We start from the raw sequence: 19,664 nt of genomic DNA, 5'->3' as shown, positions 1-19,664 counted from the left end.
GCTCACGCCGGGCCCCGCCCCGGGGGCGCACCACCGCGCCGCGACCGTGGTTCTCCTCCACGCCAGGGGAGTTCCGCCGTCCGCGGCGGAACTCGGCGGAACGGCGGAACCAGGCGGAATCGGGGGAACGCCGAATTCGGGCGAAGAAAGAGGCAAGGGGAGAAATCCGCTCCTTGCCACCCTCAACGTACAGCCCATCAGGGGGCTTGCGGCAAGGCCCCCGCAGTGGCCCACAATCTCCGATCGAAGCCGGAACTGCGACTCCGGACCTGCGAGAACTGGAGACGGAAATGCGCGCGCTGTTGTCTGCCTACGATTCACGCGGGGGCGTCGAGCCGCTGGTGGCCCTCGCGGTGCGCCTGCGGGAGTTCGGTGCGGAGGTCACGGTGTGCGCACCGCCGGACGAGGAGTTCGCGAAGCGGCTGGCCGGGGTCGGCGTCGAGCTGGTGCCGACCGGCCGGTCGGTGCGGGAGCTGGTGACGGGCCGGACGCCGCCCTCGCCGGGCGGCGTGCCCCGGCGCGCCGCCGAGATGGTCGCCGCGTTCCACGCGAACGTCACCGCGGCGGCGGCCGGGGGGTGCGACGTCCTGGTGGCGACCGGCCTCGTCCCGGCCGCGGCCGGGGTGAAGTCGGTGGCCGAGAAGCTGGGCATCCGCTACGTGTACGCGAGTTACCAGCCGGTGAGCCTGCCCTCGCCGCACCACCCGCCGATCCCCCGGCCGGGCCGGCCGCTCCCGCCGGACGTGACCGACAACCGGGTGCTGTGGGACCGGGACGCCCGGGACGCGCAGGAGGTGTTCGGCGAGGCGATCAACTCCCACCGGGTCTCGGTCGGCCTGCCGCCGGTGGACGACGTCCGTGACCACGTCTTCACCGACCGGCCCTGGCTGGCCACGGACCCGGTGCTGGCGCCCTGGGAGCAGCCGGCGGACCTCGACGTGGTGCAGACCGGCGCGTGGGTCCTGCCGGACCTGCGCCCGCTGCCCGCCGACCTGGCGGCGTTCCTGGACGCCGGGGCTCCGCCGGTCTACGTGGGCTTCGGCAGCATCCCCCTGCCCGACCCGGCGGGCGTCGCCCGGGCGTGCGTCGAGGCGGTCCGTGCGCAGGGCCGCCGGGCCGTCCTCTCCCGTGGCTGGGCCGACCTGGCCCTGGTCGACGACCGGGACGACTGCTTCGTCGTGGGCGAGGTCAACCACCAGGCGCTGTTCCGCCGGTCGGCCGCCGTCGTGCACCACGGCGGCGCGGGCACCACGACGACGGCCACCTGGTCCGGCGCGCCCCAGGTCGTGGTGCCCCAGGGGGCGGACCAGCCGTACTTCGCGAGCCGGGTGACCGGCCTGGGCATCGGCGCCACCCACGACGGCCCGACCCCGACCGCCGCCTCGCTGTCCGCCGCGCTGGCGATCGCGCTGGCCCCGGAGACCCGCGAGCGGGCGACCGCCGTCGCCGGCGCCTTCCGCACCGACGGGGCGGCGGTGGCCGCGGGGCTCCTGCTCGACACGGCCGGCTGAGGACGACCGGCGGCGGGGGCCGGGTCGGCGGGGCGCCCGGGGAGCACCGCAACCGGGGCCACGCCGGGTTCCGCGCCGGCGACGGCCGGGTCGTGCACGCCTGGGACCCGGTCAGGGTCGAGGACCACCTGCCCGTCGACGAGGTGGCCGTCCCGCCCGGCTGGGAGCCGCCCTCCTCCCTGGGCCGGGTCCCGGTGGAGCGCGTCTTCGAGGGCCACCGGTGGCGGGACCGGACCCCCGAGGGCGGCCCGGAGACGGCGGCGGTCCGCGCGCAGAACACCCGGTTCGGCACCCCGTAGCAGTCGGTGACCGAGGTCCTCCTGCTCCCCGTCGTCCGACGGACGGGGCGCGGGAGGGCCTCGGCGAGACGTGCGCGGCCCGGCCGGCCTCAGCCGGCGCCCGGGCCCGCGTCGCCCGGCCCGGCCGCGGCGGCCCGGGAGCCGGGGGTGCGGAAGGCGGCGATCTCCTCGGTCAGGGCCCCGGTCACCGCGCCCGGTCGGGTGGCCAGGTAGAAGTGGCCCCCGGGGAAGCTCCGGAGCCGGAACCCCCCGTCGGTGAGCTCGGACCAGCGCTCCGCCTCCGCCCGGGTCACCTGGGGGTCGGCGTCCCCGGTGAACACGGTGACCGGGCAGCGCAGCGCCGGTCCGGCCTGGTGGGCGTAGGTCTCGACGGCCGTGTAGTCGGCCCGCAGGCTCGGCAGGATCATCCGCTGGATGTCCTCGTCCTGGAGCAGCGCGGAGTCGGTGCCGTTCAGCCGCTGGATCTCGGCGAGGATGCCCGCGTCGTCGCGCAGGTGCACGGTCTCCTCGCGCGCGGTCGTCGGGGAGCGGCGGCCCGAGGCGACCAGGCCCAGCAGCCGGACGGAGGACTCCTTCTCCAGGCGCCGGGCCGTCTCGTACGCGAGGACGGCGCCCATGCTGTGCCCGAAGAACACCACCGGGCGCTCGGTCCGGGGGCTCAGTACCTCGCAGATGCCCTCGACGAGTCCGCCGATGCTGTCGAGGCACGGTTCGGACCTGCGGTCCTGCCGGCCGGGGTACTGCAGGGACAGCACCTCGACGTCCGGGGAGAGCGCGGCGGACAGCGGCTGGAAGTAGCTTGCGGAACCGCCGGCGTGCGGGAACGCGACCAGGGTGAGGCCGGCCCCGGGGGCCGGGTGGTACTGCCTGAGCCAGAGTCGGCTCAGCTCCAGGAGGTCGGGCATGCGGTGGGTCCGTTTCTCGTGGTTCGGGTCGTACCCGGGGGACGGGTCGGGATCACGCTCCGGGCAGTCTGTCGGTAGAGCATCAGGTCCGTAAAGCAGATCATCCGGTGTCGGACGGTCAGGCCCGGCCGCGTGGCGGACCCGGTCCCGGGCGGCGGCCGACAGCAGGACCCGGGCCGGCCCGCCCTCGGGACCACCACGCCACCGGCGCTCGACGTCGGAACGCCGAGCGCCGCGCCACCTTGGCCTGCCGCCGGGCCTCCTCGACCGGCACGGCACCCTGCCGGTGGCCGCCGAGGATCCCCGCCCGCCCCGTCCGGCCGTTCGGCCCGGCCCAACTCTCCGGGCCGGTCGCCGGGTGCGCCCGGTTCCCCGGGCCCCGCCGGCAGGACGTCCGGGAAGAGCCGTACGGCTGCGTGCCGGAGCAGGACCTCCGTCCGCAGCAGCGCCGGGACGTCCGCGTCGGGCCCGGCCGTCCTCCCCGGCCCGGCCGCCCGGACGGTCCGAACGGCCCGGTCCAGGGTGAATCGTCAGCCTTTCGGAACCGCCCGGTCACCCTGCTGGGCCCACCCGTACCGCCACCGGCGATCCGCCGAGAAGCCCTGCGCGGGCGGGGAGCCGCCGCCGGACGGCGGTCCCGCGCGCGGTCCCGCGCACGGCCGCCGGCCCCTGCGACAGGGCGCCCGACGGTGCGAAACCGCCGGTCCGGACCCGGCTGCGGGCGGAAGGCGGTTGATTGCCGGTCGAGATCCGGTCGCCGGTCCCGGGCAGGGTTCATCCGGTTCCCCCGCAGGCCATGATGTGGACGCCACGAGGCGCACGGATGACGGAGTCGGATCATGACGCTTGGTCAGAATGACCCTCCAGGAGACGAGTTGACGAGCACCGGCGGTCTCGCCGGGGTCCGGTCCTGGGCTCTGGACGCGACGGGGCGGGCCGAGGCCCTGCTGCTGCCCGACCCGTCCGGGCCGCCCCGGCTGCGGCTGGACGACCCGGTGGCCCACGACCGGCTGATCGACGAACTCGACCGGCTGGAGGGGCTGCTGGCACCGGACGAGCCGGCCGGGCCGGTCCTGGCGGCACGGCTCGGCGGGCTGCTCGCACAACGTCACCTGCGCGGGGGCGGGGCACCCGCCGACCGCCCCCACGCGCTGCGGCTGCTGCGCGAGGCACGGGCCCACCAGGTGCCGCTCACCGGCTGGGAGGCCCACCGGGCCGCGCTGTACCTCGTCATGCTGGTGATCCCCCACCCGGCCGGCCGGCCCGACGGCGGCACGGGACACTTCTCCGCCCTGATCGGCTGGCAACTGGACAACCCCGGAGCCTTCGACCCGCGCGGGCCGGAGGTCACCGAGCTGCGGGGACTCCTGGACGACCTGCGCGGCGTCCGGCTGATGCCTGAGCTGCGCGCGCAGTTGGACACCATGACCACGGTCCTCGGGCTCGCCCAGGGCGACACCGCCGACTTCGCCGCCGGTGTCGGGCCGCTGGTGGAGTCGCTGCCGGCGGACTTCCCCGGCCTCCAGCAGCTGCGCATGCTGATGAGTCTCATCCCGACCGTCCCGGCCCCGACCGCACCGACCCCGGCCGGACCGCTCGCCGAACCGACGCCCTCGGCCCCGGCGCCCGTTGCCCCGCCGCCCGCCGAACCGTCACGGCCCCGGGTGCCGATCGACACGGAGGCCGAACGCGAGGAGTTCGACCGGACCATGGCGATGACGCTCGCCATGGTGGAGATGTCGATGCCGGGCTCCCTCGCACCGGAGCAGCTCACCGAGCTGGCGCAGCAGCTCCGGCCCGGCCGAGCCCACGGCACCGGCGACCCCGCGGACGCGGCGCAGGACGCGCTGGCCTACGCCATGACCGTCCTGGTCCCCGCCCTGCAGCAGCGGGACCAGGGCCTGCTCTCCGACGCCCTCGGCTCGCTGCAGCGGGCCGCCGACGGCCTGCCGCCCGGCAGCGACTGGCACCAGCTGCTCGGCGCCATCGGCCCCGCCGTCCTGTCCGCCTCGCAGTACCTCGGCGGGAACCTGGTCGACGCCGAGGCGGCGGAGCGGCAGCTCACCGAAGTGCTGGGGCGACTCGGCGATCTGCCGCTCTCGTTCACGGCCCAGGTACGGGCCCTCGCGGCGGGCCAGCGGAGCCACCGGTTCCAGCGCGCCGAGGACCGGGCGGGCGTCGCGTCCTGCATCGAGGAGCTCCGCGCCGTGCGGGAGGGCCTGTCCGGGGAGGACAGCGCGCTGGGAATCACGTTGCTGATGCTCGGATCGTCCTACCAGGACCTCTGGACGCTGACCCGCGACACGGAGACCCTGCGGACCGGAGCGCAGCTCATGGAGGAGGGCGCGCGCCTCCTGGACACCGGGCCGGGCAACGGCGGCCTGCTGGAGCCGCTGCGGGTCAACCTCTCGGCGATCCGCGCCGTGGTCGACGGCGACCCCGGGCTCATCCGCGCCCACCCGGGGCCGGAGTCGTCCGAGCATCCGCCCAGTCTGCTCAACGGTCGCGGACGGCGGCTGCCGCTCGACGCGTTCGTCAGCCACCTCCAGGCCGAACTCACCCGCTCCCGCGCCGACCAGGACCGTGCCGTCGAGGAGCTGGCGGCGGCCTGCCGCGACGCGGCGGACGGCGGCACCTGGCAGCACGCCGACCTCCTCTGGGCCCTGGCCGAGGCCCATCGCCGGCGCGGCGACGCCGGGGCGGGCGATCGGGCGTCCGCGGCGCAGGCCATGGTGGAGTCCTTCGAGGTCCTGACCGCCGACGTCCTGCTGGAGGTCGGCGCCGAGCACCGGCTGATGAAGGCCCGGGACGGGGCCTCGCGCGCCCTGGACGCGGCCTGGTGGGCCGGCTCCCAGGGGCAGGTCGAACGGGCGGTGACCATGCTGGAACTCGGCCGGTCGATGGTGCTGCAGGCGGCCGCCGCCTCGGCCGAGGTGCCCGAACTGCTGGCGGCACGCGGCCACCGCGAGCTGGCGGACGCCTGGCGACAGGCCGAGTCGGCGCAGGGCGGCGGCGCGGCGCAGCCGGTCCCGAGCCTGTTGCGGCGGCGGGCCCTGGACGCGCTCCGGGGCGGGCCGGGGTTGTTCGAGCCGCCGACCCCCGCGGAGCTGTCCGCCGGGCTGCGGCCGGGCGAGACCGACGCCCTGGTGTACCTGCTGCCGGGCGCGGAGGGGACGCCCGGCATGGCGGTCATCCTGGGGCCGGACCTCGAACCCGGGGTGCTCGCCCTGCCGCAGCTTGCCCTGGCCGGCCGCGCACCGCTGGAGTCCTTCCTCGACGTGTCCGCGGAGCGCTCGCGGCTGCGCCGTGCGGCCGCCCGGGCCGCCGAGACCGGCGCGACCGGCGCGACCGGCGAGGCGGACGCCGCCGCCCGGGCGCTCGACGCGCCCTGGGAGAAGGCCCTGGCGGACCTGTGCGACTGGGCCTGGCCGGCCGTCGTCGGCCCGGTCCTCCTCGGCATCGCCGAGCGTCTGGAGGCCAACCCCGGCCGCCACCGGGGCCGGCCCGGGCCGCCCCGGTTCGTGCTGATCCCCTGCGGCAACCTCGGCGCCGTTCCCTGGCACGCCGCCAGGCTGCCCGAGGACGCCCGGCACCGCTACGCGTGCGAGATCATGGTGCTGTCGTACGCGGCCTCGGGCCGGGAGTTCCTGCGGGCGGCGGCCCGCGAACGGATCGCCCCCGGCGCCCGTCCGGTGCTGGTGGCCGACCCCCGGATGGACCTGACCCGGGCCGAGCTGGAGGTCCTCGCACTCCGCGACGGCTACTACCCGGATGCCGAACTCTACGGCGAGTACTACCAGTTGGACGGCGATCCGGCGGGCCTCGGGACCCCGGAGGACGTGCTCGCGCTGCTCCCCGGCGCGGGCGCCCCCCGACCGCTCTCGCTGCTGCACATCGCCTCGCACGGTTCGGCGGGCGTCCGCCCGACGGTGTCCGCGCTCAACCTCGCCCCACCCGACCCGGCGCAGTCGCGCTCCCTCTCCACGCCGCCCTCCGACCCGTCCGACCCGTCCACGAACGGGCCGACCGACGCCCCCGACGCCGGGATGCTCACCGTGACCAGGCTGCTGGACCGGCCGGCCGCGACCGGCGCCGTCCGGGCCGGCCCGCTGGTGGTGCTGAGCGCCTGCGAGACGGACCTCTCCACCCGCGACCACGACGAGGCGCTGACCCTCGCCACGGCCTTCCTGGCGGCCGGCGCGAAGGACGTCGTCGGTTCGCGGTGGACCACCCGGGACGGCGCGTCCGCGCTGATGATGGCGGTCTTCCACCACCACGTGGCGGTCACCGGACTCAGCCCGGCCGACGCGCTGCGCGCGGCCCAGCTCTGGATGCTGGACCCGCGCCGCGAGCCGCCCGAGAGCCTCGGCGGGGAGCTGCGCCGCGAGGCCGCGCATCCCCACCTCGACCGGCTGCCGCTCTGGGCGGCCTTCATCCACCAGGGCCACCCGGGGGCCGCGGACCCGCCACCGAACGCGACGGACGCACCCGACCCGACCGGCACGGCCCGCACGACCGGCACGACCGGCACGACCGGCACGACGACGGAACCGGAGGGGACGGAATGAACCCGGAGGAGCTGCTGGCGCTGATCCGCCGGCACTGGGCCGCGATACGGGCCGACCTGGACGACACCCAACACGGCGTGCTGGTGGCCAGGTTGAACAAGCTCGCCGGAACGCGGGGTGACGAGCGGGCCATCAGGAGGGCCTTCCACGGGGTCAAGCTCGCGCTGCTGCCGCTCCCGCTGGACCACCCGGTGCGCGCGGCGCTGGACTCCTCCCGGCTGGTCGCCGCCGATCCCCGGCCCACCGCCTCGCTGGCCCGGGAGCTGCTGGCCTGGCTGGCGGAGACCGACACCGCGTCCGCGTTCGCGGAGTCCGCCCTCGGTCTCCCCTCACCCGCCACCGGCCCCGGCCCCGGCCGTGATCACGGTCCCGTCCACGGCCCCCCTGCGCACACCGCTCCGCACGCCGCTCCGGACACCGCCGAGATCATTGCCACGGCGCAGCGCCGCCTGCTCGCCGAGCCCTCGCTCGGCCGCGCCGACCTGGACGCGCGCGGCCTGGACGCGCCCGCACTGGCTGGTGCCGGTCTGATCATCCGCCTGGTCGACCAGGCGGGCGAACACCGCTACCCCGCCTTCCAGTTCGCCGGACCGGCCCCCGGCACGGAGCCCGGCACCGGCCACGGCCCGCTGCCGGTCGTCACGCGGATCAACCGGCTGCTGCTCGCCGAGGCGGACCCCTGGGGAGCTGCCGACTGGTGGCTCGCCGGCAACAGCTGGCTGGGCGGCACACCGGCCGCCCTGCTCGGACTGGTCTCGGACGAGCTGCTCACCGCGGCCGCCCTGTCCATGGTGGAGGGGGACTGATGCCCGCGTACCCCCCGCCCCGGGAGTCCGACGGCTTCCGGATGCGCCCGAACCTGCGGACCCTGCCGGCCGGCACCGAGCTCTGGCGCTGCCACCGGACGGGGCGTCCCGGTGCCGGGTTCAACCCGGTGCCGGCCGACTCCCACTTCGGCGGCAGCCGCTTCGACGGCACCGTGGCCGACCCCTACTCCTTCCTGTACGCCGCGCCCGAGCCGGCCACCGCGCTGGCCGAGGTGCTGCTGCGCGCGATGCCCTTCGACGCGGACACCGGGATGCGGCTGGTCCCCTACCGGGCCGTCGCACAGCGCTCGCTCACCGCGCTGCACACCACCGCCGACCTGTGCCTCGTCGAACTGATCACCGAGGAGGACCTCGCCGCCGTCTGCCAGGACTCCTGGCTCCTGGAGACCGAGGGCCCCGGGTACGCCCAGACGCGGCGCTGGGCCACGGAGCTGCGGTCGCGGGTGCCGGAGGCCCAGGGGCTGGTCTGGCAGTCCCGGCGGCACCGGCCCCGGCAGGCCCTGGTGCTGTTCGGCGACCGCTGCGGCGAGGAGTCGCTGAAGGGCGGCTCCGGGGTTGCCCGTGAACTGGACACCACGGACGGGGTGACGGAGGTGAACCGGCTGTTCGCCCCGCTGCGGGCCGCGGTCGTACCGCCCCGGCCGCGCACCGAGGGCCTCGTCGACGCCGCCGGCCTCCACCGCGCCGTCAACGCCGTCGACGCCGTCACCACCGCGAACGGCGGCGGCCCGAACGGCGGCGCGCCCGGCGCCCGCGGTGCCTCGCGCGGCCCCGGGGCGGCGGAGGCGGTGGGCGCGCCATGACGACGGCCACCGGGGCGACGGGCACCCGGATCGGGTTCGGGAGCGGCTGGGACGAACGTCAGCCGGTCATCGTCCTGCTGGACACCTCCGCCTCCATGAACCGCCCCGCGCACGACCCGCCGATCGCGAGCCTCAATCGGGCCCTCACCCGTGGTTTCGACGCCGTCCGGGACCGGGACCGCCTGCGGTCCCGGGTGGAGGTCTGCCTGGTCGCGTTCGACTCGCGGGTGCGGGTCTTCGACATCGCGGCGGGTGCCTTCCGCCCACCGGAGGAGGCCGACCGCGAGGCGCTGTTCAGCCCGCTGGACGGGCTGCGGCCGCCCGAGCTGACGGCCGGGGGCTACACCTGCATGGTTCCCGCCCTGCGGTTCGCCCTCGACCTGGCCCGCCGGCGCCACCGCGACCTCTCGGCCCGGCAGGTGCCGGTGGTCCGGCCGCTGATCTGGCTGCTCACCGACGGCGCGCCGAGCGACGAGGCCGGGGCGCGGCTGGGCGCGGCGGAGATCGCGGCCACCGCCGAACAGCTGCGGCAGGCGGAGCACGACGACGAGTGCGTGCTCTTCGTGATCGGGGTGAGGGGGGCCGACCGGGAGGTGCTGGAGGTCCTCGCACCGCAGGCGACCCACCTGCTGGAGGACCTGGACTTCGGCCGGATCCTGGACATCGTGTTCCAGAGCTCGGACCGCACCGGCCACCTCAGGGCCACGGAGATCTCCGACCGGCTCAAGACCCACGCCGAGAGCGCCCGCACCCTCGACAGCCTGGAAGGGGACCACCGGTGACCGCCGCGGCCCGGCGGGCGGCAGCTGGCGGCGGCGCGCCGATCGTGGCGGGCGCCGTGGTGCAGGGCACCGGGCACCTGGCGAGCGGACGCGGCTGCCAGGACGCGTTCAAGGCGGCGGCCGGGCACGGCGACGACGGGCCCACGACGGCGGGGGGCCGGCCGCTCGTGCTGGCCGTCGCGGACGGCGCGGGCAGCCGCGACCGCAGCGCGCTCGGGGCGCACCTCGCGGTGGACGCGGCCTGTCGGCTGCTCGCGACCGACGTACCGCCCGCCGACGGCGACGCGGCGGTCTGGAGGGGCTGGATCGGCGAGCGCTCGGTGGCCGTGGTGGACGCGTACCTGCGGGCGGTGCGGGCCGTCCTCGCCGCCGACCACCGGGACCCCGCGGGCGCCGCGGAGGACGCGGACACGGTGGGTGCCGCGGGCACGGTGGACTCAGCGCAGGCGGACGAGGGTGCGCTGGCCGCGACCCTGGTGGCGGCCGTGCTCCGGCCCCCGTGGGTGGCCTTCCTCGCCCTCGGCGACTGCTTCGCCACCGTACTCACCCGCACCCGGCCCGGCGACGACGGCGACGGCGACCGGGGCCACGGCGGCCACGGCGAACGCTGCCGTCTGGTGCTGCCGCCGCGTACCCCGGCGGTCTTCCTCTCCACGCCCGGGGCCCGCGCGAGCGTCACCACCCTCGTCCTGCGGGAGCCCGACCTCAGCGGCGTCGTCCTGGCCACGGACGGCTGCGCGCCGCTCGCCCTGGACCACCCCTCGGTGCTCGGCCTCCCGGACGACCACGGCCCGCTCGCCGCACCGGACTTCTTCGGCCCGCTGGCCGCCCTGCTGCGCGCCAACGGCGGCGACGCCGAGCCGCTGCGAGCCCTGCTCTCCGGCCCGGCGGCGGCCCGCAGCGGCGACGACCTGACGGTGCTCTGCGCCCTGCGTCCGGACGGTGCCCGATGGCTCTGAAGGTGATGGCCGACGACGGCCGGCAGTGGTGGCTGACCGAACGGATCGGCCAGGGCGGCGAGGGCGTGGTCTACGCCGTGGACGACTCCCCCGCGCTGGTCGCCAAACTGGTGCCGCGCCCGCCCGACCCCTCCGCGTACCGGGACCGGATCGAGCGGCTGGTACGGCGGCGGCGCGAGCCCCGCACCGTCCGGCTGCTCGCCGGCGCCGGCGGCGGGGTGGCCTGGCCCCGGGTCCCGGTCACCACGGTGCGCGGCGGGGTGCACGGCTATCTGATGGGCGATCTGCGCGGCCGGTACCGGCCGATGGAGGACCTGCTGTCGGAGTCCGGCCGTCGGACCCGGCTGCCGGACTCCACCTGGGAGACCGCCCTGCGGGCGGCGGCCGGACTGGCGGCGCTGCTGGCCGCCGTGCACGCGGAGGAGTACCTCGTCGGCGACCTCAAGCCGGACAACCTCTGGGTGGACGGGCACGGCGCGGTCGGGATGGCGGACGTCGACTCCTGGCAGTTCACGGACGGCGGGCGGGTGTTCGCCTGCCGGATGCGCACGGCCGGGTACACGGCGCCGGAGGCGGTGGCGGCCCCGGTGACCGCCCCGACCCGGACGGGCGACGACTTCGTCCTGGCCGTCGTCGTGCACCAGTTGCTGATGGCCGGACTGCACCCGTTCGCCGGGCACCCCGGGCGGGGCGAACGGTACGTCTCGCTGGACGACAACCTGGCGCACGGACGCTGCCGGCTGACGGACCACCGGTCCGTCGCGTTGCGGGGGCCGCTGCCCCCGGCCGACCTGCTGCCCGGCCGGATCGCCGCGCTCCTGCGCGCCGCCTTCGGCCCCGCCGGGCGGGGCAGCCCCGGCAGCCGTCCGGCGGCGGCGGTCTGGGCCGCGGCCCTGGGCGCGGAGCTGGCGGACGGCAGGCTGCGCGGCTGCGCCGGGAACAGCCGCCACGTGTTCACGGTGGAGCGGCCGTGGTGTCCGTGGTGCGACCTGGCACGGCGCGGCGGCGAGGCGTACCCGGGCGCACCCGCCGGGGCGGCGCCGGACCGGCGGGCGTCCCGGGCGGCCAGGGCGGCGGACACCACGGGGAGGACCACATGACCGGGGCGGACCTGCGGCTGTCGGTGGCGCGCACCCTCGACCGGTGCTCCGTTCTGGGGCCGGGCCGCCGGGCGGTGCTGTGGGTGCAGGGCTGCCCGCTGCGCTGCCGGGGCTGCGTCGCGGCGGAGACACTGCCGTTCACCGACGGGCCGGGCCTACCGGTGACCGAACTGGTCGACCGGATGGCCGGGTTGGCCGGGATCGAGGGGATCACGATCTCCGGCGGCGAGCCGTTCGCCCAGGCCGCGGCGCTGGTCGCGCTCCTCGACGGGCTGCGGGCGGAGCGGCCTGAGCTGTCCGCGATGGCGTACTCCGGCTTCCGCATCGAGACCCTGCGACGCGGCACCCCGGCGCAGCGGGACCTGCTGGACCGGCTCGACCTGCTCGTCGACGGCCCGTACGTGGCGTCGCTCCACGCGGACCTGCGCTGGCGGGGGTCGTCCAACCAGCGTCTTCACCGGCTGTCGCCGCGCTACGCGGACCTGCCGGCGGATCCCGACACCGGTGCCGGGATCGAGTTCTCCGTCGGGCTCGACGGGTCGCTCTCCTGGGCCGGGGTGCCGGCGGTGCCGGGCTTCCGCGAGGAGCTGGAGCGGCGCGTGGAGGCCCGGGGCTTCGCCCTGCGTACCACGGCGGAACCACCGGACCGACCGGACCGACCGGGACCACCGGACCGGCACGGCCGCCCGGGCCCGCACGTCCCGGGCCCGCACCGGCCGGGGCGGCCGGTCGGGGCCCCGAGCACCGAGGTCCCCCGGCACGGGGGCCGGCACACCGAAGGAGGGGGACAGTGAGCGGATCACCGATGTACAGCAGCGTCTCGGTCGGCGCCTCGCGGCTCGCCGCCGAGGCCGCGCAGCGGCGGCGGCAGGCCGAACGGCGCCGCCGGCTGGAGCAGGAGCGGGCCCGCGAGCGGGCGCGCCGCGCGGCGGCCAGGGCCAGGACCCACGCCGAGGCGGAACGCCGCGCCGCCGCCAGGGCCAGGGCCCGTGCCGAGGCGGAGCGCCGCGAGCGGGAGCGCGTGGCGCAGGCCCTGGCGGAGGCCGAACGCCGGACCGACGAGCGGCGACGGATCCAGGAGGCCGAGCGGGCCGGGCAGGTGACGGCCGCACTGCGCGAGCAGGGGACGGCGGCGGCCCGCGGCCTGGACGAGGTGGCGGCCCTGCTGGACGCGGCGCGGTCGGCGGCCGACCCCCGCACCGTGAGCGAGCTGACCGGCCGGCTGGCCGACCTGCGGTCGCGCGCACTGCACCACCCGGACGCCGCGCTCGGTGCGGAGGTCGAGGAGCTGCGCGGCCGGGCCGTCGCGCTGCGACCGGGCGGCCAGGACCACGGCCGGCCCGCCGAGGCCGGCCACGAGTACCAGCTCGGCGCGCTGGAACGGCAGTTCACCATGCTCGCGGCGAACGGCGCGGACGTCGACGCGGCCGGCCGGCGCCGGTGCGCCGAGCTGCTGCACGACTTGCGCCGCGCCCTGATGGACGGTCAGACCCTGCGGGTGGAGGCGCTGATGGGCACGGCCGAGCACGAACTGGCCCGCCACGCGCTCGCCGTGCAGACCGCGCGGACCGCCGCCCTCGCCGAGGCCGCGAGCCGACAGGCGGACGAGCGGCACCGCAGGGCGCAGGAACTCGCCGCCGAACGGCAGCGGGAGGCACAGCGGCGGGCCGCCGAACTGCAGCGCGAGGCGAAGGAGCAGACCGCCCGGCGGATCCGGGTGGAGGCCGAACGGCAGGCGGCGAGACTCGCCGCCGAGCTGGCGGAGGCGGTCGACCGGCTCGCCGTCGTCGAGCAGACCGCACGCGACGCCGCGCGGGACGCCGCCGACTTCGGGGAGACCGAGCTGCAGGGCAGGCTCCTCGCCGCCGTGCACCGGGTGGCCGGCGCGATCGGCTCCTCGTGGGGCGGGGCCGCGCTGACCGCCGTCGCGGAGCTGGAGCGGCTGCTGCCCGAGGCGGAGGCCCGGCTGGACGAACTGCTGCTGGCGTTCGAGCGGCGCGCCGCGCTGGCCGGGGTGCTGAAGGAGGCGATGGCCGGCGAGGGTCTGGCGTTCTCCGGCGGTGGCGACCTGGGGCAGGAGTTCGTGCTGATCTTCGAGCGGCCGAATGGCGCCCGGTACGAGACGAGCGTCAGCAGCGCCACCGACGGCACCGCCGTGCTCAGCTACACGGTGGAGGGCGAGTCGGACGTCGTCGTGGTGCCCGAGCGCGGCGAGGTGACCTGCGACCGGACCGAGGCGCTGCTGGACCGGGTGCACGAGGCGATGGGCGAGGAGGGCTACCACCCGGGCGAGCTGGACTGGGACGGCAAGCCGCCGCGCGGCGGCGTCGCGCGGCCGGGCGGCAGTGCGTCGGCCCGCCCCTTCGGCACGAACCACAGCTCGCACCGCGGCACCTCGCGCAACGGGGCGAACGGCACCACGGGCGGCACCGCGGGCGGCACCGCGTGAACGCCCGCGAGGAGGCCGGGGCCGACCGGACCGGCAGCCGGAGCGTGGCCCGGGAGGAGGCGCCGCTCTGGGCGGCCGCGCTGCGCTGGGAGCTCTGGCGCGGCCGTCAGGTGATCCTCACCGGGCAGGTCAGGGACCGCTGGTGGTGGCGGGGCAGGCCGGTCCCGTTCCGCACCGTACTGGCCCACGCCCTGCACGGCTGCGGCGCCGACACGGTGGCCTGGTGGGACCCGGTGGGTGGCCTCGCCTTCCCGCTCGACGGCGATCAGGAGCGTTACGCCGCACTGGAGCAGCGGCCGTCCGAGAGGACGTCCGCCGCACGGCCCGTCACAGGGGAGCGGGCCGCGCACCCCGTCCCGGAGGCCACCCGGCCTCCGGGACGGGCCCCCGGGGGCCCCGACGACCCGGCGCGGGCCCCGGGCGGGGACCTCGCCGAGGAGAACCCGACCCGGCGCGGCGGGCTCCGCCAGGTGGCCTCGGACGAACTGTTCACCGCCCGGCCGGCCCGCCGGCTGGCCTCGGTGGACGACGCGCTGGCCGAGGCCCACCGCCGGGCGGCCTCCCCCCGGGCTGCCACCGCCTTCGTGTTCGAGGACATCGACCTCGCCCTGCCGCTGAACGAGGCCTCGTCCGTCCAGGGCTACCTGCACCTGCGCGCCGCCATGGCGGACGCCGCCACCCCGCTGCCCCCCGCCGTCGGCGGCGACGGCGCCGACCCGCACACGGACCGCGCCGGCGCCGAGGTGCCGCCGCGCGCCCGCAACGCCGTGGTCGCCGTCGTCGGTGACCTCTCCCGCGTGCCCGCCTGGCTGTACCGGGAGGACCCGCGCACGGTGGTCCTGCACATCGGTCCGCCCGACCAGGCGGAGCGCCGCCGCTGGTTCGCCATGATCGGCGGGGAGTTCAACGGCGGTGCGGACGCCGGCCCGGCGGAGTTCGAGGCGCTGGTCGGGGCCACCGACGGCATGGCGGGCTGGGAGCTGGACGCGCTCGCCAGGACCTCGCACATCCGCCGTGTCCCGGTCCACCAACCCGGCCGGCTGCTGGAACGCCACCGCATCAACCTCAACGTCGACCCCTGGAGCCAGATCGACCGCCGCACCGTCGCCGAGGCGGCCGGGGAACTCGGCGCCCGGGTGATCGGTCAGCGGACCGCCGTCGACGCGGTGGTGGGCGCCCTCCAGGCGGCCTACGTCGGCGTCGGCTTCGGCGGCTCGGGGGCGGCCCGGCCCCGTGGTTCGTTCTTCTTCGTCGGCCCGACCGGCGTCGGCAAGACCGAACTCGCCAAGTCGGTGGCCCAGCTGATCTTCGGTGACCCGAGCGCCTACGCGCGCTTCGACATGAGCGAGTACCAGCAGGAGCACGCGGCCGAGCGGCTGGCCGGGGCGCCGCCCGGCTTCATCGGCTACGACCAGGGAGGCGAACTCACCCGGCGGGTACGAGAACGGCCGTTCAGCGTGCTGCTCTTCGACGAGATCGAGAAGGCCCACCCGGCGGTGCTGGACAAGTTCCTGCAGATCCTGGAGGACGGCCGGCTCACGGACGGGCAGGGCCGGACGGCGTACTTCTCGCAGAGTCTGATCATCTTCACCTCCAACACCGGCGCGGGCGGGCTCCCGGCCCTGCTGGCCGAGCACGGCGGCGACCTGCCGTACGAGGTGCTCCACCGCCACTTCACCGCCGCGGTCGAGGAGAAGTTCCGGGCGATCGGCCGCCCCGAGATCTACGGCCGGCTCAAGCCCGGTGTGGTGGTCTTCGACATGCTGCGCACCGAGCACGTGGTCGGCATCGCGGACCGGCTGCTCGGCCAGCTCGCCGAATCACTGCACGAACGCCACGGCGTGGAGCTGGTCCACGACCCGGCGAGCATCCGGCCCTGGATCACCGGGCGGATGGCCGACCCCGAGCGGCAGGCCTACGGCGGGCGGCAGATCCGCAACGAGTTCGAGCCCGTGCTGGGCGCCGTGGTCCGGCACGTCATCGGGCACGCGCCGCCGAGGGGGAGCCGGATCCGGCTGGGGATCGCCGAGGACGGCACGGTGTGCGTGACACCCGACGCCGTCAAGGGCGCGGACGGGGGGACGGGCTGATGCACGGCATCGACCTGGGCGACAGCTACGCCCGCATCGCCTGGCCGGGCCCCGACGGGGTCCCGGTGGTCACCGGCGCCACCGACGTCCCGGCCACCGTCGACATCACCGGGCCGGACGGCCCCCGGCTCGTGAGGGCGGCCGGTGCCGGATCGGCCCGCGCCCCGCTCCTCGCGGCCACCCACGACCCCTTCGCCGCCGACCCGCTCGGCGCGGGCCCGTTCGGCGCCGTCCCGTTCGCCGCGGGCCCGCGGGGAGGTCCGGACGGCCCGCACCGCTCCGGGGCCTCGGGCGCCCTCCGGCCGGAGGCACTCACCGCCCTCGTCCTGTCCGCCCTCGCCCGGCGCAGCCGGGAGTGCGGCGGCGGCGAGCCGGCGGAGGTGGCGCTCGCGCTGCCCCCCGCCGGAGGCAGCGAACCGGCCCTGCGGCGGGCCGCCGAACACGCCGGGCTGCGGGTCGGCCGGGTGCTGCCGGAGCCGGTGGCCACGGCCCTGCACTACGGCGCGGTCCGCGAGGGCGTCGACCTCTCCGTCCTGGTGTACGACCAGGGCGCCACCGGCTCCGACCTGACGCTGCTGGCCGTCGACGGCGACCGCACCGTCCGCGTCCTGGAGACGGTCTCGCACCCGCTCGGCGGCGACCACTGGGACGAGGCCGTCGCCGGGGAGCTGCTGCGCCGGCTCGGCTCCCCCGGCGGGCCGGTCGGGCCGCTGCTCCCGGTCGCCGAGCGGCTCCGGCTCGCGCTCGGCGAGGCGCCGGAAGCGTGGCAGCGGGTGCACTGGGAGGGCGCGGACCGCGAGGTCGCCCTCGACCGGGAGACCCTGGCCCGGCTGGTCGAACCGCTGCGCGAGGCGAGCGGCGCGGTGGTCGGGAGGCTGCTGGACACCGTCCAGGAGCGTGGCGTGGACGTCCCGGGCACCCTGCTGCTGGCCGGTGGTCTGAGCGCGACGCCGGGGGCGGCCGGGTGGTTCGAGGAGCGGTTCGGGCTCACCGTCCGTGCCCGGACGCCGGGGGCCGCGGTGGCGAGCGGGCTCGCGCTGACCGGGGAGTTCGGCCTGCTCCGGGTGTTCACCGGTGACCCGGCCGCCCGGCCGCGCCCGGGCGGCCACGACCCCGACCCCTACGACCGGAGCGGCACGAACGACCGGAACGGCGGGTACGGCGGGTACGGCGGAGGGCCGGGGGAACCGGCGGCCCGGCCCGGGGTGGAGGACCCGTACCCGGGGAAGCCGGGCGCCGAGGACGCCCCGGTCGGGGACGACCGGGCCGGCGCGCCCGGGACACCGTCCGGGGTGCGGACCGCTCCGCCCCCGGACTACGGCCGTCCCGGCGCCGGCCCCGCGTCCGGTCCGGACGAACCGGTGCCGCAGCCCCGGACGTCCCGGACACCCGAGCCGGACGGGACGGACTGGACGGACTGGACGGACTGGACGGACTGGACGGACAGCCCGTACGACGCGGACGGACCCGAGGAACCGCCTCCGCCGCCCGGCCCCGTCCCCACCGCCCCGACCGCTCCGACCGCCGCCGAGACCGCCCAGGCCGCCGGGGTCACCGGCCGGGCCCTCCATCCCGTCCCGGTCGGCCGGCTGCGCGCCACCCGCCGGGACGACCACCTCCTGATCGTCTGGGCCTGGCCCCCCGACGGCCGTGAGGCCCGCGTGCGCTGGACACTTGACCTCCCCGACCCCGGCGGCCTCCCCCGGGCCGGGGACGTCCGCTGCGGACGCCGGTCCTACCAGCACGACGGCGGCCTCGACCTGCGGGTGGGGCGCGGCGCCGTCACCGTCACCGTGGAGGCGTTCACCCCCCACCCCGCCGACCCGCTCGCCGAGCCGTCGGCGCTGATCCTGCCCGCCCGGCCGCCGCTGGTCCGCTACGAGGCGGTGGTCAGGCGCGGTCTGCGCGGCCGGACCGCCCGGCTGACCTTCGTCACGGACACCGCCTGCGAACTGCCCGCCCTCCAGGTGGTGCACGGTCGCGGCCGGATCTGCCCCGCCGAGGCCAGCGACGGGACGGTGCTGCGCGAACTGCCCGCCCGCCGCCTGGACGCGCGGATCCCGTTCACCGTCGAACTGCCCTTCCCCGCCACCCGGGGCACCTCCTGGCTGGTCTGTCTGCCGCTCACCCGGGACGACCCGGCCGCCGAGCTGCGTCCGGCCTCCCTGCACCGACTGAAGGTGAGCTGAATGGCCGCCGGACTGGCCTGCCCCTACTGCTACGAGTCCTTCACCGCCCGCGAGATCTGGTTCCGGTGCAGCGGCCGGCCCAGCCGGACCGGCCGGCGCTGCGCCTTCGAGCGCGACCCGGTGCTCGCCGAACGAACCGGCCGGCGCGGCGACGTCGGCCCGGCCTTCCGGGCCGACGGGCGGAAGCCCTCCGCCGTCTGCCCGGGCTGCGAGGGCGACACGACCTACCGGATCTGCCCGGTCTGCCGCAGCACCCTGCCGGTCCAGTTCGGTGCGGTCGGCCACCGGCTGATCGCCATGGTCGGCGCCAAGGCCTCCGGCAAGACGGTCTACATGACGGTGCTGCTGCACGAACTGATGAACCGGGTCGGCGCCGGGCTCGGGACGGCACTGATGGCCTCGGACGACGCGACGATCCGCCGGTTCGGCAGCGACTACGAGGAGCAGCTGTACCGGCACGGCCGGCTGTTCCACGGGACGAGGACCGCCGCGGCCAACGACGGGCGGGTGGAACCGCTGGTGTTCCGGTTCAGCCGCAGCCGCGGACGGCTGTACCGGTCCCGGCCGCAGCACAGCGTGCTGTCCTTCTTCGACACCGCGGGCGAGGACTTCAACTCGCGGGAGAACGTCGAACTGAACACCCGCTACCTGGCCAGTGCCGACGGCGTCATCCTGGTCCTCGACCCGCTGCAGATGCCCGGAGCGCGCCCGCTGGCCCGGCCCGGCACCGTGTTGCCGGGGTCCGAGGGGGTCGACGAGCCGGTCAACGTGCTCAGCCGGGTGACGAACATGCTGATGGCCCGCCAGCAGGGCGCCTCCGGGCGGATCACCACCCCGCTCGCGGTGGTCTTCGCCAAGCTCGACGCCTTCTGGGACACCTTCGATCCCGGCAGCCCGCTGCGCAGCCACCCGCCGGCCGGGGACCGCTTCGACACGGCCGACAGCCTGGACGTCCACGAGGAGGTCCGCCGGCTGCTGAGGGAGTGGGAGGGCGTGCGGATCGACCAGGACCTGGAGAACCACTACCGGCGCTACCGCTACTTCGGGGTCTCCGCGCTGGGCGCCGGACCGACCCCGGACGCGCTGGTGGCGCCCACCGGCATCCAGCCCTACCGGGTCGCCGACCCGCTGCTGTGGCTGCTCAGCGAGTTCGGGGCCGTGCCCCGCCGGGGGCGGGGGTGA

General features: G+C 77.0%; 14 protein-coding genes. 13 read left to right on the top strand and 1 reads right to left on the bottom strand.

Annotated features, from left to right (window positions below; all coding sequences use genetic code 11):
- Positions 1-290: 290 nt before the first annotated feature.
- On the top strand, positions 291-1,511 hold the full coding sequence (locus PUR61_RS07595; RefSeq protein WP_329876989.1) for a glycosyltransferase: 1,221 nt from the start codon (positions 291-293) through the stop codon (positions 1,509-1,511).
- A 92-nt stretch (positions 1,512-1,603) separates the two neighbouring features.
- Positions 1,604-1,810 carry a hypothetical protein gene (locus PUR61_RS07590; protein ID WP_329876987.1) on the top strand — a complete coding sequence of 69 codons (207 nt, stop codon included), beginning with the start codon at positions 1,604-1,606 and terminating at the stop codon, positions 1,808-1,810.
- 89 nt (positions 1,811-1,899) lie between these two features.
- Here the strand turns inward: PUR61_RS07590 and PUR61_RS07585 are convergent, their stop codons facing one another.
- On the bottom strand, positions 1,900-2,715 hold the full coding sequence (locus PUR61_RS07585; protein WP_329876985.1) for a thioesterase II family protein: 816 nt from the start codon (positions 2,713-2,715) through the stop codon (positions 1,900-1,902).
- An 875-nt stretch (positions 2,716-3,590) separates the two neighbouring features.
- On the opposite strand from PUR61_RS07585, the gene PUR61_RS07580 reads away from it, so the two are divergent.
- The 11 genes from PUR61_RS07580 to PUR61_RS07530 are packed head-to-tail and all read left to right on the top strand — an operon-like array spanning position 3,591 to position 19,664.
- Entirely contained in the window at positions 3,591-7,283 is a 3,693-nt protein-coding gene (locus PUR61_RS07580; protein WP_329876983.1) for a CHAT domain-containing protein, read from the top strand.
- Positions 7,280-8,089: a hypothetical protein gene (locus PUR61_RS07575; protein ID WP_329876981.1), complete on the top strand. Its 810-nt coding sequence runs from the start codon at positions 7,280-7,282 to the stop codon at positions 8,087-8,089. The genes PUR61_RS07580 and PUR61_RS07575 overlap by 4 nt, the downstream gene beginning before the upstream one ends.
- Positions 8,089-8,913 carry an RES family NAD+ phosphorylase gene (locus PUR61_RS07570; RefSeq protein WP_329876978.1) on the top strand — a complete coding sequence of 275 codons (825 nt, stop codon included), beginning with the start codon at positions 8,089-8,091 and terminating at the stop codon, positions 8,911-8,913. Before PUR61_RS07575 ends, PUR61_RS07570 begins: the two co-directional genes overlap by 1 nt.
- The gene (locus tag PUR61_RS07565) at positions 8,910-9,695 is read left to right on the top strand and encodes a vWA domain-containing protein (protein ID WP_329876976.1); all 786 of its coding nucleotides are present in this window, start codon (positions 8,910-8,912) and stop codon (positions 9,693-9,695) included. The genes PUR61_RS07570 and PUR61_RS07565 overlap by 4 nt, the downstream gene beginning before the upstream one ends.
- Entirely contained in the window at positions 9,692-10,654 is a 963-nt protein-coding gene (locus PUR61_RS07560) for a protein phosphatase 2C domain-containing protein (protein WP_329876974.1), read from the top strand. The genes PUR61_RS07565 and PUR61_RS07560 overlap by 4 nt, the downstream gene beginning before the upstream one ends.
- Positions 10,645-11,754 carry a hypothetical protein gene (locus PUR61_RS07555; RefSeq protein ID WP_329876972.1) on the top strand — a complete coding sequence of 370 codons (1,110 nt, stop codon included), beginning with the start codon at positions 10,645-10,647 and terminating at the stop codon, positions 11,752-11,754. Before PUR61_RS07560 ends, PUR61_RS07555 begins: the two co-directional genes overlap by 10 nt.
- Positions 11,751-12,548, top strand: coding sequence for a 4Fe-4S single cluster domain-containing protein (locus tag PUR61_RS07550; protein ID WP_329876970.1), 798 nt, complete (start codon positions 11,751-11,753; stop codon positions 12,546-12,548). Before PUR61_RS07555 ends, PUR61_RS07550 begins: the two co-directional genes overlap by 4 nt.
- On the top strand, positions 12,545-14,203 hold the full coding sequence (locus tag PUR61_RS07545) for a hypothetical protein (protein ID WP_329876967.1): 1,659 nt from the start codon (positions 12,545-12,547) through the stop codon (positions 14,201-14,203). Before PUR61_RS07550 ends, PUR61_RS07545 begins: the two co-directional genes overlap by 4 nt.
- On the top strand, positions 14,200-16,293 hold the full coding sequence (locus PUR61_RS07540; RefSeq protein ID WP_329876965.1) for an AAA family ATPase: 2,094 nt from the start codon (positions 14,200-14,202) through the stop codon (positions 16,291-16,293). The genes PUR61_RS07545 and PUR61_RS07540 overlap by 4 nt, the downstream gene beginning before the upstream one ends.
- Entirely contained in the window at positions 16,293-18,482 is a 2,190-nt protein-coding gene (locus tag PUR61_RS07535) for an Hsp70 family protein (protein WP_329876963.1), read from the top strand. The genes PUR61_RS07540 and PUR61_RS07535 overlap by 1 nt, the downstream gene beginning before the upstream one ends.
- Positions 18,483-19,664, top strand: coding sequence for a TRAFAC clade GTPase domain-containing protein (locus PUR61_RS07530; RefSeq protein WP_329876961.1), 1,182 nt, complete (start codon positions 18,483-18,485; stop codon positions 19,662-19,664). It abuts the gene before it with no gap.

This window comes from Streptomyces sp. BE20 (assembly GCF_036322525.1).
GTDB lineage: Bacteria > Actinomycetota > Actinomycetes > Streptomycetales > Streptomycetaceae > Kitasatospora.
This window is presented reverse-complemented; position numbering and strand designations above follow the sequence as displayed.